The organism is Pseudomonas sp. SWI7 (assembly GCF_006351945.1).
In the GTDB taxonomy this organism is placed as follows: domain Bacteria; phylum Pseudomonadota; class Gammaproteobacteria; order Pseudomonadales; family Pseudomonadaceae; genus Aquipseudomonas; species Aquipseudomonas fulva.
In genome coordinates, this window is the sequence record NZ_CP040930.1 from 1,190,657 (window position 1) to 1,204,842 (window position 14,186).

Here is a 14,186-nt window from a genome sequence, read left to right on the forward strand (position 1 = left end):
GGCCTTTCGTGCCTACCTCTGCCAGCCCCTGGTACTTCGCAAAATGCTGACCGCTAGCTACTCCTCTTCGCTGGTGCTGATTTCCCTGTGCGTGGCCATCCTTGCGTCCTACACGGCGCTGGACCTTGCCGGGCGCATTGCCACCGCCAGAGGGTATGCCGCCTCGCTATGGATGATCGGCGGGGCGCTGGCCATGGGGACCGGCATATGGTCGATGCATTTTGTCGGCATGCTCGCCTTGCAGCTGCCTGTCGAGCTGGGCTATGACCTCACGTTGACGGCATGTTCGCTGTTGATCGCGGTGCTGTCCTCGGGCTTCGCCCTGTGGCTGGTCAGCCAGCCCAGCTTGCCCGTCCTGCAGCTTGCCCTCGGCGCGCTCATCATGGGAGCCGGGATCGCCAGCATGCATTACACCGGCATGGCAGCGCTGCGCATGACACCTGGGATCGACTATGACCCGAGCCTGTTCATGGCCTCGCTGCTGATCGCGGTGGGCGCCTCGGCTGCGGCGCTGTGGACCGCGTTCCGGCTGCGCCGGCAGACCCCCTACGTGCGTCAGATACGTGGGCTGGCAGCGGTGCTCATGGGGATCGCCATCGTTGGCATGCACTACACCGGTATGGCGGCCGCTGGTTTTCCCCAGGGCAGTTTCTGTGGCGCGCTGCCCGATGGCCTGGAAGGGGACGGCCTGGTATCGCTTGTCCTGATCACGACCTTTGCCGTGTTGCTCGTAGCCTTGCTGACCTCCGTACTGGACGCGCGCCTTGAAGCTCGCACGGCGGCGTTGGCCAGGTCTTTGACCCTGGCCAACCAGGAGCTGACTCAGCTGGCATTGCACGACACGCTCACAGGGCTGCCCAATCGCAGTCTGCTGGCTGACCGCATAGAACTGGCCATCGCGAAGGTCGCTGAGCAGGGGGGGTGCTTTGCGCTGATGTTCATTGATCTGGATGGGTTCAAGCCGGTCAACGACGCCTTTGGCCATCATGCTGGGGACCTGCTGCTCAAGGCTGTGGCGACGCGATTGCGGGGTCACCTGCACAGTCAGGACACGTTGGCGCGCATCGGCGGGGACGAGTTCGTGCTGTTGGTCGAGTTACAGGACCCGAGCGATGCCATGAACGTTGCCATCAAACAGGTGAATCTGGTCTCGCGGCCTTTCAGAGTGGCCGAGCATGATCTGCAGCTTTCAGCGAGCCTGGGTATCGTCCTGTATCCCGGCAACGGCCAGGATCAGCACGAGCTGCTGCGCAACGCGGACGCTGCCATGTATCACGCCAAGCGGGTCGGCAAGAATGGCTACAGCTTCTTCGACGCCTCGATGAACAGCAACGCCCGTCAGCAGCTGCAGTTGTTGCAGGACTTGCGCCTGGCAGTGGCAGCCGGTCAGTTCCGTCTGCATTACCAACCCAAGTTCGACGCCAAGCGGTGTCAACCGGTCGGCGCCGAGGCGTTGCTGCGTTGGGAGCATCCTCAGCACGGGCTTTTGGCCCCAGACCGTTTCATCGGCCTGGCGGAAAAGACCGGCCTGATCATCCCCATCGGTGACTGGGTATTGGACGAGGCGTGTCGCCAGATGCGCCTGTGGCTGGATGAAGGTATCGAGGGCTGGCGGATCGCGGTCAATCTGTCGGCCATCCAGTTTTGCCACGCGGGCCTGCTCGATAGCGTGGCGCGTGCCCTCGAACGTCACGCACTGCCCGCCAACTGCCTGACGTTGGAAATCACCGAAACCACGGCGATGTCCGACGTGGAGGTGAGCCTGACCGTACTCCAGCAGCTCTCGGACATGGGCGTGGACCTATCGATTGACGACTTTGGTACAGGTTATTCCAGCCTGATGTACCTCAAGCGCTTGCCAGCCAACGAGCTGAAGATCGACCGAGGGTTCGTGCGCGAGCTGGAAGATGAGGGCGAGGATGCGGCCATCGTGTCGGCCATCGTGGCCTTGGGCCGCGCACTGGGGCTGCGAATCGTCGCAGAAGGCGTCGAGACCTCCAGTCAGCAGGCCTTCCTGACGCGGTTAGGCTGCGATTCGCTTCAGGGCTACTTGCTCGGTCGACCCGTGCCGGCCGAGCAGTTGCGGGGGTCGAGCTCGACCCTGGGTTAACTGGCGTTGCGCAGCAAAGGAGGGGGTTGGAAGGCATCGAGTTCGGTTTCGACCGCTTCGATGATGCGCTCTACATCGCTGGCAGCCATGATGGCTGTGCAGGGGATGCCTGCTATGGCCAGCAAGGTTTCGCCCGTGCTTCGATCAAACAGCCGCGCCACCATGCTGCGCGGTGCATCCATGTTGGCTTCGAAACCCAACGGATGGAAGTGCCAGCGCATGACTTGACAGGCGTTGGGGAAGGTCATCTTGTTCATCCGAGCCTCCTTGTACGTGACTGAAAGCTGGTGAAGGGCGGCCGCGCACCGTGGCTGCCGGGAATGTAACCATAGCATCTGGCTGACGTGATTCTCGCTTGCAAATGTGACAAATGTTGCAGGGCATGACCTGCATCACAGCGCTGTGGGAATCTGAAGCCGGTTAAGGCGCATCCTCATGATTTTGCCCGTCCGGCGGGCACACGCCCACCGCATCGAGCCAATCCAAACGCTGAACCTCGGAAGCCGGGTTCAGGGTGGGGATACGAGATAAGCCTATAGAACGTATAAAGCCGAGCATGGCGTGAGTTCATGAAACCTGACCGACGGGTGGTTCACCCAAGCAACCCAGCCGCGATATTGATGGTAAAGCCAAGAATGGCGGTGTTGAACACGAACCCCACCAGCGAGTGGGCCAATACCACGCGCCGCATCGCGCTACCGGCTACCCCCACGTCGGATGTCTGGACGGCCACGCTGATGGTGAACGAGACGTAGTGAAAGTCCCAGTAGTCTGGCTGGGTTTCGCCATCGGCGAAGCGTAAAGGCGGCGCCGTGGCCTTCACTGCATAGAACAGCCGTGCATAGTGAAGGCTGAAGATGCAGCCAATCAGCAGCCAGGAGCCTGCGACGGTGAACCCGGTGTACAGGTAGTGAGCCGTCAATGCATTGCCCTGCAGCCCGCGGCTGGACACCAGTTGCAGCGTCACGGCGACCAGGCTGGCGATCGCTGCGACGCAGACGGTCAGCAGCACCAGGCCCGCGTTTTCGTCTTCGCTGTGGGCCACCTTGCGAACCTTTGCAGGGCTTGCGGTGCAGCTGAGCCAGAGTACCAGCATCAGGTACAACCAGACGCCAATGTTCCAGCCTGCCAGCAGGCGTTGCACAGGGTCGCTGACAGGGACCAGCCAGGCGCTCAGCAACCCTGCGCCTGTGGCCAGGCTCAATCGAGGGTGGGTGCGCGTCAGACGATAGAAAGCCATGGTGCCTCACAGCAATGGTGTGCTCGACAAGGCTTCTGACCGCATGGCTTGAGCCAAGATCCACATAAGGCAGGGGCTCGATATCATCCCGTGGCAGGGACGGGGGGGCTGCATCAAATTATCATCGAGCGAGACCCGGGGTTTCTTTCGTGCCCTGCATCGCGCGCACTTGCAACTCTCAGTACACTGCACGCTCTAACCCCCCACATTTCGCTGAACTCGAGGTTAATGCATGACGCTCAGTCCTTTGGCAGGCAAGCCGGCTCCAGCCAGCGTGCTGGTCGATATTCCCCGCCTGCTCACGGCCTACTACACCGGCCGGCCGGACGCTGGCGTGGCGAGCCAGCGGGTCGCCTTCGGCACATCGGGGCACCGGGGTACTTCGCTTGAGTTGAGCTTCAACGAATACCATGTACTGGCCATCACCCAGGCCATCTGCCTGTACCGCCAGGAAAAGGGCATCGATGGCCCCCTGTTCGTCGGTGCCGACACCCACGCGCTGTCAGCACCTGCAGCAGCGAGTGCGTTGGAAGTGCTGGCTGCCAACGGCGTGCAGGTGATGTTGTCCAAGGACGACGAGTACACCCCGACACCGGCAGTGTCTCATGCCATCCTCTGCTACAACCGTGGGCGCCAGGGCGGCCTGGCCGACGGGGTTGTGATCACGCCCTCGCACAACCCGCCGCAAAGTGGCGGCTTCAAGTACAACCCGCCCAACGGCGGCCCGGCCGACAGCGACGTCACCAAGTGGATCGAAGCCAAGGCCAACGAGTTGCTGGCGGCCGGGCTGGCGGGGGTCAAGCGTATCGACCACGCCCAGGCGCTGCAGGCCCCTACCACCCATCGTCACGACTACGTCAGCCACTACGTGGCAGACCTGGAAAACGTCATCGACTTCGAGGTCATCCGTGCGGCCAAGCTGCGCTTGGGTGTGGACCCGCTGGGTGGGGCAGGGGTGCGCTACTGGTCGGCCATTGCCCAGCATTATCAACTGGACCTGGAAGTGGTAAACACCGAGGTCGACCCGACGTTCCGTTTCATGAGCGTCGACTGGGATGGCCAGATTCGCATGGACCCTTCGTCACCCTACGCCATGCAGGGCTTGATCGGCCTGCGCGAGCGTTTCGACGTGGCCTTTGCCTGCGATCCGGACCATGATCGCCATGGCATCGTCACCCCCGACGGCTTGCTGCAACCTAACAACTATCTGGCCGTGGCCATCGACTACCTGTACCGCAACCGTCCCCAGTGGCGTAGCGACGCAGCCGTCGGCAAGACGGTCGTGTCCAGCGGCCTGATCGATCGCGTAACCCAACGGCTGGGCCGCGAGCTGTACGAAGTACCCGTAGGCTTCAAGTTCTTCGCCCAAGGCCTGTTCGATGGCACGCTGGGCTTTGGTGGCGAAGAAAGTGCGGGCGCCTCGTTCCTGCGCCGCGACGGCTCGGTATGGGCAACCGACAAAGATGGCCTCATCCCGGCCTTGCTGGCTGCGGAAATGACCGCCCGGACGGGACGTAACCCAAGCCAGGCGTATGCCGAGCTGACCCAGGCCCTGGGCAAGCCGTTCGCTACCCGCGTGGAAGCCAAGGCCGATGCCCGCCAGAAAGGGTTGTTGAGCAAGCTTGCGCCTGAGCAAGTGACCTCCACCGAGCTTGCTGGAGAGCCGATCCTGCAGATCCTGAGCCACGCGCCAGGGAATGGGCAGGCCATCGGTGGTCTGAAGGTCATCACCGCCAATGGCTGGTTCGCAGCCCGCCCATCCGGCACCGAGGACATCTACAAGATCTACGCGGAGAGTTTCGTCGACGAAGCCCACTTGCAACGTCTGGTACAGGAAGCCCAGGTACTGGTGGATGCGGCCATTGCGTAAGCAGTGATAAAGGGCTTGGCCCTGTGGTGAGATGTAAATTAGAATTAATCCTATTTACGCCATCGCAGGGACTTGTCCATGTTCGAAGCCGCGCCGCCGCCCTCGCAAAGCTTCCCTGACCTCTACCGGGAGCACCGTGGCTGGCTCGAGGGCTGGCTACGACGGCGCATGGGCAATGCCTGGGATGCGGCCGACCTGAGTCAGGATACCTTCCTTCGCGTGATGGCCAGCGCCCAGCCGTTGACCGACATCCGCGAACCACGCGCCTACCTGTTGGCAGTTGGCAAGCGACTGCTGAGCAACCTGCACCAACGCCGCAGCCTTGAAAAAGCCTACCTTGAGGCCCTGGCCCACCTGCCCGAACAGCACGCACCTTCGCCCGAGCAGCGCTGGTTGTTGCTCGAAACGCTGCAGGCACTCGATGAATTGCTGGGCGGTTTGAAGCCGGTCGTGCGCAAGGCTTTTCTGCTGAGCCAGCTCGAAGGACTGAGCTACGCCGACATCGCCAGCCGGCTTGGTGTTTGCGAGCGGTCGGTCAAGCGCTACATGGCGCACGCTTATGAGCACTGCCTGCTGGCCGAACTCCTGTGAGTGCGCCTGTGCTCCTGCGGGAGGCGGTGCGCGAGGCCGCGCAGTGGTTGGCGCTCATCGATTCAGGCGATACCCGTGAAGCGGACCTGGCCGGGCTTGAGCAGTGGCGCAGCCAAAGCGCTGTGCATGAGACTGCCTGGCAGCAGGCGCTGCGCTTGCGCGAGCGCTTCACCGGTTTGCCTGCCAGTCTGGCCATGGCCACGCTGGACCGTCCGGACCAGAGCCGGCGTACCGCGCTTGGGCAAATACTGGGTTTGGCAGCGCTGGTGCCCATGGCTTGGTGGGTGAGCCACGAACTGCCCCTTGAGGCCTGGACTGCCGACCTGCGCACGAATGTAGGTGAGCGTCGAGTGGTGACGCTCAATGACGGCACCACGGTGCAGTTGAACACCGACAGCGCTGTCGACCTGGACACCGTAAATCACAAGGTGTGGTTGCGAAGCGGCGAAATTTCAGTCACCACGCCTGGCCTTCAACCCCTGACCATCCAGGTGCCTTCAGGCCAGGTGTCGCTGGGTGGTGCAACCCTTGGCCCTGGACAGGTGTGCGTCCGCCTGATCGAATCAGGGTGTCAGGTCGCGGTAGTCCAGGGCAGGGCAGACGTGCAGCCCTCAGGGGGTAATCGCCTGCGCCTCAACGCCGGTCAGCAGGCCGACCTTGTGGCGTCAGGTCTTCGAAATCTCGGTTTCTTCGAGGCATGGCGACTGGGATGGCGTGATGGCGTGTTGCGCCTGGACGATCAGCGGCTAGGCGACTTGCTTGTGGAGGTGAGCCGCTATCGTCCAGGTGTGCTGCGCTGGGATCCGGCGTTAAACAGTCTGAGGGTGACCGGCACCTTCCGCCTGGATGACACCGACCAGGTGCTGACGCTGCTCGCGGCAAGCCTGCCGGTGCAGGTGGTAGCCCGTACCCGCTACTGGATCACGCTGGTGCCGCGAGCAACGACTGCCTGAAGCTCGAACCCGCCAAGTTCACCCCGAACGCTGCGTTGCGACGCATTGCACGTGATATCAACGAGAAGCTGTCCCCTTTTCCGGACTCGCCTGTCATTACCCCTAGAACACCATAAAGGGGAGCTTTATAGATGCCTGCAGTAAAGTCCATCCACCTGCGCCCATGGGTGCGGGCAGCACGCCCATTGTTCGCCATCAGCCTGCTGCTCGGCACGCCCGCTTGGGCCGATGAGCCAGCCCGGCGCACCTACCAAGTGCCAGCGGCGAGCCTGGGGGCGGCATTGACCCGCTTCGCCGATCAAGCAGGGGTCAGCTTGTCGCTGGACCCAGCGCTGGTCAAGGGCCTGCGCAGCGAAGGGCTGACCGGGCAATACAGCGTCGATGAAGGCTTCACGCAGTTACTGCGCGGCAGCGGTCTGCAATGGGTAGCCGTGGGCCAAGATGCTTTCACTCTCGTGCCGTCGCCCCAGCAAAGTGGCCCGCTGGAAATAGCCCCTACCAGCATCGTCGGTGGCCTACCGGCGACCGACGAGGCACCCCCTTATGCAGGCGGGCAGGTCGCCCGCCAAGGCGCGCAGGGCTTGCTGGGTGCGCGCGATTTCATGGAAACGCCGTTCAGCATCACCAGTTACACCAGCGACCTCGTGAAGAACCAACAGGCCCGCACCCTGAGCGAACTGGTCGCCAGCGACCCTTCGGTTCGTGCCACCAACCCGGCCGGTGGGCGTTTCGAGCAGTTCACCATTCGCGGTTTCAGCTTGTATAACAGTGATGTGTCCTACAACGGCCTCTATGGCTTGCTGCCTACCTATTCGATCGATATGGAGATGGCCGAACGGGTCGACATCATCAAGGGCCCCAGCCAGTTGATCAACGGCATTGCGCCACGGGGTAGCGTCGGCGGCGGCATCAACGTCCAACCCAAACGCGCTGGCGACACGCCGATCACCGAGTTCACCGGCAGCTACGCCTCGGCGGGCCAGGTAGGCGGAGCCGTTGACGTAGGGCGAAGGTTCGGTGAACAGCAGCAGTTCGGCATGCGTCTGAACGCGGTGAAACAGTCTGGCGATACCGAATGGGACCACCAGCAAGTGGACCGCGAAATGGCCGTACTGGGGCTGGATTTTCGCGGCGAGCGCCTGCGGCTTTCGACCGACCTTGGGCATACCGAGCGTGACACCGATGCCCCTCAGGAGCGTGTGCTGGTAGGGGCAAGCGCCCAGGTACCGCGTGCTGGCGATGTGCACCGCAACTACGCCCAGGCGTGGAGCAAGGCGCGCACCAACGATACCTTCGGGGCAGTGCATGCCGAATATGACCTCAGCGATTCTGTGCTGGCTTATGGCGCAGTGGGTGCCCGGGAGAGCCGACACGATTTCCTGCGCCATAACGTCTCTGTGATCAACAATGCTGGCGACTTCACCATCCAGCCCCGCGATTTCAGCAGGGATGAATCGGTACGCACTGCCTTGGCGGGCTTGAGGACCTGGTTGCACACCGGGCCCGTCAGCCACGAGATCAACCTGGCTGCCACGTACTACTACATGGACTTCACCAATGGGGGGGCCCGTTACGCCTCCTCAGCCGGCAACCTCTATCATCCGACGGTGACGCCCACGCCAGGTACCCCGACGCGGCTCGATTCGAAGGATTACACCGAGAACCGTTTCTCTGGGCTGGCGTTGTCCGACACCCTCGGCTTCTTTGATGACCGATTGCTGTTGACCCTGGGGCTGCGCTGGCAGCGGGTGCAGGTGGACGATTGGAGTGATGGGGTCAAAGGCGACACGGCGTATGACGAGAAGAAGGTGTCGCCCTCCGGTGGTGTGCTGTACAAGGTGACGGATGAGCTGTCGGTGTATGCCAACTACATGGAAGGCTTGAGCCAAGGCAAGATCGCACCGTCCACCTCGATCAACGAGGATCAGATTTTCCCGCCTTTCACCAGCCGCCAGGTGGAAGTGGGTGCCAAGTATGACCTGGGCAACGTGGCGTTCACGGCCAGCGCCTTCAGAATCCGTCAGCCTGCCTATGAAACCAACCCCGGCTCCCGGGTCTTCGGCGCTAATGGCAAGCGCAACAACCGGGGTGTGGAGCTGACCGTGTTCGGTGAACCCACGAAAGGGGTGCGTGTGCTGGGCGGGGTGATGTACATCGACAGTGAGCTGACCGATACCGTGGGGGGTGCCTACGATGGCAACCGTGCGCCCGCAACGCCCGCGTACAACGTCAACCTGGGGGCCGAATGGGATGTGCCGGTGGTCCAGGGGCTGACCCTGACGGCGCGCGGGACGCACTCGAGCTCCCAGTACCTGGACCAGAACAACAGCAAGAAGATCGACGGCTGGGAACGCTATGACCTGGGGGCACGGTACGCCTTCAAGCTGGACGACACGCAGGTGACCCTGCGCGCCAGCGTCGAAAACGTGCTCGACGACCGTTACTGGAGCTCAGCAGGCGCGCCGGATGACGCCGAACCGGGGCTTACCTTGTCGACGCCACGCACTTACCTGCTGTCTGCCACGCTGGGTTTCTGATCCGGCCAGCCTGAAGCCCGGGGCCAACACTGCGGGTGTCGGGTGTCGCCGGTTCAACCAGGCGCTATTGCGGCGAGCCGAACAGGGCCGTCCAATAGATGCCGGCATCGCTCTTCGGGTCTACGGCATAGGCTGCGCCGAGGTCCCGGAAGTCGGCGCTCATCAGGACTGCGCAGTGGCCTGGGCTGTCCAGCCAGCCTTGAACCACCTTGTGCGGCGTGTCGCGCCCGGCGGCGATGTTCTCGCCAATCTGCTGGTACAGATAACCGGCAAGCTCGGCCCGATCACCTGGGGTGCGGCCTTCTTTGTCGATGTGATCGAAGAAGTTCTGGTTGGCCATGGCCCGCGTGTGGCCGGCTGCCACTCCGGCCAGCACGGTGTTCCAGCCAAGTGCAGGTGCGGCGGCGTAGGGTTGGCCGCCGCACTGGCGGGGTTGCCGACGCGCGGCGTTGATTTCCTGGAGCATCTTTTGTCCTTCCGCCTGCCAGTCGCCCAAGCGACCAGAGAGCAGGGGGCGCGCCAGCACAATGCGCCAATCCCGACCTTCCTGGCTGACGCCGATGTCGACGAACTGAGGATCGAGCACCACCTGGCAGAAGCTTTCTTCAATGGCGTGCATGGCAGCGGGTGCATCTCGGGGGCCAGACAGGCTGATCGCCTGTACGTTGACCATGGGGTAACCGGCGCGGGTCATGGCCTGCTGAAGGTCACGAGTGCCTTCGGGAGACAGTGCCAGGCGTGTGTCGCTGTTGAGCGGCGGCAGTTCGAGCGAGCCTTGCTCGCCACAGGGCTGCGCCTGGCTGCGGTAGACGTTGATGGCCGCTATCAACTGTGCTTCTTCGCCCGTGACAGCCAGTGCCTGGGAGGAAACGATCAGCCCAAGCGTGAAGGCAGCGACAGATGACAGGACGCGCATATGGTTCTCCCTGAGGCTGGCAGCGGCGAGTAGGCGCTGCCTATCCTACACAAGCCCGATGGTTTTGACCCGAGCTGTGCAACGCATTGAAAACGCCTGCAGTCATTGTCGGTCGTAAGGGAGAGTAGACCGCAGGCTGGGCAAAAAGTGCGGCGGCGTGCAGGCCAGGTGTAAGGGGGCAATGCTGAGTGTGCGTGGACCGGACTTGCACTCGGCATGATATCGGCCATGCATGATGTTGTGCAGCTGTCAGCCCAACAACAGTGAAAGGACCAGAGGAAGCGTGGCCGCCGCCGCCACCGTCTGTACCGCAATGATGGTCGCCATCAGAGGCGCGTTGCCGCCCATTTGCCTGGCCATGACGTAGGACGACGATGCCGTTGGCAGCGCCTGGAAAATCACCGCCACTACAGCGGCCTGGCCACTGAGGCCGAGCAGGCGGCAGAGCCCCCATGTCGTCACCGGCATCACCAGGAACTTGAAGACACAGGCCGCTATCAATGGCTGGGCCTGATCACCGAGACGTGCACCACCCAGGGCCGCACCGACGCACAGCAACCCCAGCGGCAACGCGGCATGCCCTAGCGCGCCAAGGGTAGGCTCGATGCCAGCCGGCAGGCCCAGCCCCGTCACCCGTAACAGCATGCCCCCCGCACACCCTAGAATCAGTGGGTTGGCAAGGATCGCCCGCAGCACCGTCAGCGGCGAGCTGTGCCGGGCGCTGAAGCGCGCGAACACCAGCACGCAGAGCAGATTGACCAGTGGCACGATGGCTGCGTTGGCCACTGCTGCCAATGCGATGCCCGCGCTGCCGTAGATGCCCGCGGCCAAGGTCGCGCCGATGTAGTTGTTGAACCGGATGCCACCCTGAAACAGCGACGTGAAGTCGGTGCCGTCGTGCTGGCGCACGCCCTGATAAAGCACCAACAGCAACGCCCCGGACAGGGTCGAAAGCATCAGCACCGCGACCATGGCCAGCACCGGCACCCCGTCCAGGTTGGCAGTGGCCAGGCCATGGAGGAACAACGAGGGCAGCAGCACGTAGTAGCTCAGGCGCTCGGCTCCCGGCCAGAAGCTGTCCGAGACGAAGCCACGCACCCGCAGCAGCGTGCCCAGGGCGATCAACAGGATGATGGGGAGCAGGGTGGTCAACAGCACATGCAGCATGGAGGCAGATCCGTGGCCGGGTACGTTGCACAGAGTACCGGCCGGACACTTGCTTTGCCATGCCCGTCCTACCGCCCTGGCTATGGCCTTTCAACGCCGTCCACGCCCATACGCCTGGCTGATACGGTCAATGACCATGGCCAGTGCCACGATGGCCAGCCCGGCCTCGACGCCTTGACCAACGTTCAGCGTCTGGATGCCTGCAAGCACATCTTCGCCAAGCCCTCGCGCCCCAATCATCGAGGCGACCACGACCATCGACAGGGCCATCATGACCGACTGGTTGAGCCCGGCCATGATGCTGGGCAGCGCCAGGGGCAGTGCGATGCGCCTGAGCCGCTGGGCACGGGTCGCGCCAAGGCCTTGGGCGGCTTTGAGCAACGACGGGTCTATCTGACTCAACCCAAGTTCAGTGAGTCGCACCAACGGTGGCAGGGCATAGATCAAGGTCGCGAAAACCGCAGGCACCTTGCCCAGACCGAAGAGCATCAACACGGGAATCAGGTAGACGAAAGCGGGTAGGGTCTGCATCACGTCGAGCACTGGCATTACCAGGCGCCTTGCCAACGGTCGAGCGGCCAGCACGACCCCCAGCGGTATGCCAACCAGCACGCACAACCCGGTACTGACCAGCACCAGCGCCAGGGTCTGCAGCAGTTTGTCCCATAACCCCAGCATACCGATGACCGCCAGCAGCCCTACCAGGACACAGCTGCGCAGCAGGCTTCGGCAAGCATGCCAGGCCAGCGCACCGACCGCCGCCAGCAGTAGCCACCACGGCATGAGCCGCAGCAGGTTTTCAAGGCCAACGAGCACTTGCAGCAACTGGTCGGAGACGCTGCGCAGGTGGTCCCCATAATGGAGTACCAACCAGTCGACCATGCGGTTGACCTGATCGGCGAAGGAAAACTGCAAAGCCTGGGGGAAACCATTGCTCACAGACCGCCCTCGACCTTGGTGGCCACCTGCTCGGGAAGCCAAGCCTTCCACACGTGCGGGTGCTGGCGCATGAACGCCAAGGCGGCGTCACGGGGTGGGGTACGTTTTTCGCTCATCTGCGCCAATGCCTGGTTGAGCGTGTCGATAGGCAAATCCACCCGCTCGAATACCTGGACCACGTCCGGGTATTGCTCACGAAAGGCTTTGGACACGCCAACCGAGAGTTTCGCCGGCAGCGAACTGCTGCCTTTTGGGGCTGGGTTGGCAGGGTCGGTCAAGGTCGCCCAGGCCTGGGCATCGAATGCAGGTTCCTGTAGCCGCACGAGCTTGTAGCGGCCCATGAGCGGGGTAGGGTTCCAGTAGTAGAAAAGCACCGGTTGGCCCCGGCGAATGGCCGACCCGATCTCCGCATCCATCGCGGCCCCGGAACCTGTGCGGAAGTTGGTGTACAGTTGGTCCAGCCCATAGGCCTTGAGCTTCTGGCTGTTCACGGTCTCGGACGTCCAGCCACTGGGGCTGTTCAGGAAACGGCCTTTGTCGGGTGATTCGGGGTCGCGAAACACCGCAGCGTAGCGCTTGAGATCCTCGACGCTGCGCAGCTCAGGCGCCAAGGCCTTGAGGTTGCGCGACGCATCGCCTTCGATGACATACGCCGGCACCCACCAGCCTTCCTCGGCATGCTTGACCGTGTCGCCCAGTGCAAACACCTGACCTGCCTGCTCGGCCTTGACCCAGGCAGGGCTGCGACCGGCCCATTCTTCGGCGATCACTTGCAGGTCGTTGCGGGCCAGGGCGACTTCCAGGCTGACCGTGCTACCAGGCAATGTCTCGGTGGCGTAGCCGTACCCACGCTCGACGATCACGCGCAGGAGTTCGGTGGTGAAGGCACCGCTTTCCCAGGTAAGGGCGCCAAAGCGGATGGGTGGCTTCTGATCGGCAGCGCTAGCGCTGTCGGCAGCGGCCAGGCCCAGGGCGAACAGCACCCCGAGCAGCAGCGATGAACCTCTTTTCATGCCTGACCTCGTCGTCTACGGCCCTTCGGGAATGGGGCAAGTGTAGACGACGCAGCACAGGGGGCAGGCTCAGACGCGGAACTGGTCCATCAATGCCTGCTGCTGGTTGGCCAAGGCATTGAGCGACTGACTGACCCGCGCCGATTCGTTGGCCTGGCCTGACAGCGACTCGGTGACATCGCGAATGGTCGCCACGTTACTGTTGATCTCCTCGGCCACCGCGCTTTGCTCCTCGGCTGCCGAGGCGATCTGCAGGTTCATGTCGGTGATGACCGTCACCGCCTGGCCAATGCGCTGCAAGGCGGTCACGGCCTGGCCGACCTGCTGCACGCCGCTTTGGGCCTGACGATGGCTGTTGTCCATTGCGCCCACCACTTCACGGGTACCGTCCTGCAAGGCCTCGATGACCTGGCGGGTTTCTTCGACCGACTCCTGGGTGCGCTGGGCCAGGTTGCGAACCTCATCGGCGACCACCGCAAAGCCGCGCCCGGCCTCACCGGCTCGGGCTGCCTCGATGGCGGCGTTGAGCGCCAGCAAGTTAGTCTGCTCGGCAATCGAGCGGATGACTTCCAGTACGGAGCCGATTTTTTCGCTGTTCTGCGACAGGCCCTGCACCTCGGCCATGGCCGTGCTCATGTCGGCGGCCAGCGAATCGATGCTGTGGGTAGTGCGATCGATCACCGCCAACCCTTCGCGCGTTGCCTGGTCGGCGTCGCGGGCCGCCTGCGCGGCTTGCGCTGCGCTGCGGGCGACATCCTGGGCGGTCGCGCTCATCTCGTGCGAGGCGGTGGCTACCTGGTCCACCTGGCGGTATTGCTGCTCCATGCCGGCGCTGGTCTGGGTGGCGATG

At 63.2% G+C, this 14,186-nt stretch carries 12 protein-coding genes; 5 read left to right on the plus strand and 7 right to left on the minus strand.

Features of this window, described 5'->3' with window-relative positions; all coding sequences use genetic code 11:
- Nucleotides 1–43 precede the first annotated feature (43 nt).
- Nucleotides 44–2,110, plus strand: coding sequence for a bifunctional diguanylate cyclase/phosphodiesterase (locus tag FH041_RS05360; RefSeq protein ID WP_132578712.1), 2,067 nt, complete (start codon nt 44–46; stop codon nt 2,108–2,110).
- On the opposite strand, the gene FH041_RS05365 is transcribed toward FH041_RS05360, so the two are convergent.
- Nucleotides 2,107–2,367 (minus strand): DUF1652 domain-containing protein, encoded by a 261-nt coding sequence (locus FH041_RS05365; protein WP_027914870.1) that lies wholly within the window; start codon nt 2,365–2,367, stop codon nt 2,107–2,109. The genes FH041_RS05360 and FH041_RS05365 overlap by 4 nt on opposite strands.
- 335 nt (nt 2,368–2,702) lie before the next feature.
- Nucleotides 2,703–3,350, minus strand: coding sequence for a DUF1345 domain-containing protein (locus tag FH041_RS05370; protein ID WP_128610445.1), 648 nt, complete (start codon nt 3,348–3,350; stop codon nt 2,703–2,705).
- Between the two features lie 232 nt (nt 3,351–3,582).
- On the opposite strand from FH041_RS05370, the gene pgm reads away from it, so the two are divergent.
- The 4 genes from pgm to FH041_RS05390 all read left to right on the plus strand — a co-directional run bounded on the left by pgm (nt 3,583) and on the right by FH041_RS05390 (nt 9,301).
- A complete protein-coding gene (pgm, locus tag FH041_RS05375) occupies nt 3,583–5,220 on the plus strand; it encodes a phosphoglucomutase (alpha-D-glucose-1,6-bisphosphate-dependent) (protein ID WP_088523423.1) in 1,638 nt (545 codons plus the stop codon).
- Nucleotides 5,221–5,298: 78 nt separating this feature from the next.
- Complete coding sequence (locus tag FH041_RS05380; RefSeq protein WP_132578713.1) at nt 5,299–5,811, plus strand: sigma-70 family RNA polymerase sigma factor; 513 nt, start codon at nt 5,299–5,301, stop codon at nt 5,809–5,811.
- Complete coding sequence (locus FH041_RS05385; RefSeq protein WP_132578714.1) at nt 5,808–6,764, plus strand: FecR domain-containing protein; 957 nt, start codon at nt 5,808–5,810, stop codon at nt 6,762–6,764. Before FH041_RS05380 ends, FH041_RS05385 begins: the two co-directional genes overlap by 4 nt.
- A 131-nt stretch (nt 6,765–6,895) precedes the next feature.
- On the plus strand, nt 6,896–9,301 hold the full coding sequence (locus tag FH041_RS05390; RefSeq protein ID WP_140174237.1) for a TonB-dependent receptor: 2,406 nt from the start codon (nt 6,896–6,898) through the stop codon (nt 9,299–9,301).
- 64 nt (nt 9,302–9,365) lie between these two features.
- Here the strand turns inward: FH041_RS05390 and FH041_RS05395 are convergent, their stop codons facing one another.
- From FH041_RS05395 to FH041_RS23185, 5 genes are all read right to left on the minus strand, one after another.
- Nucleotides 9,366–10,217, minus strand: a complete 852-nt coding sequence (locus FH041_RS05395) for a CAP domain-containing protein (protein WP_125922267.1) — start codon at nt 10,215–10,217, stop codon at nt 9,366–9,368.
- A 249-nt stretch (nt 10,218–10,466) separates the two neighbouring features.
- A complete protein-coding gene (locus tag FH041_RS05400) occupies nt 10,467–11,384 on the minus strand; it encodes an AEC family transporter (protein WP_049695884.1) in 918 nt (305 codons plus the stop codon).
- Nucleotides 11,385–11,474: 90 nt separating this feature from the next.
- The gene (locus tag FH041_RS05405; protein ID WP_027914878.1) at nt 11,475–12,323 is read right to left on the minus strand and encodes a proline/glycine betaine ABC transporter permease; all 849 of its coding nucleotides are present in this window, start codon (nt 12,321–12,323) and stop codon (nt 11,475–11,477) included.
- Nucleotides 12,320–13,336 carry an ABC transporter substrate-binding protein gene (locus tag FH041_RS05410; protein WP_125922266.1) on the minus strand — a complete coding sequence of 339 codons (1,017 nt, stop codon included), beginning with the start codon at nt 13,334–13,336 and terminating at the stop codon, nt 12,320–12,322. Before FH041_RS05410 ends, FH041_RS05405 begins: the two co-directional genes overlap by 4 nt.
- Before the next feature lie 69 nt (nt 13,337–13,405).
- A complete protein-coding gene (locus FH041_RS23185; protein WP_371259672.1) occupies nt 13,406–14,161 on the minus strand; it encodes a methyl-accepting chemotaxis protein in 756 nt (251 codons plus the stop codon).
- Nucleotides 14,162–14,186 lie beyond the last annotated feature (25 nt).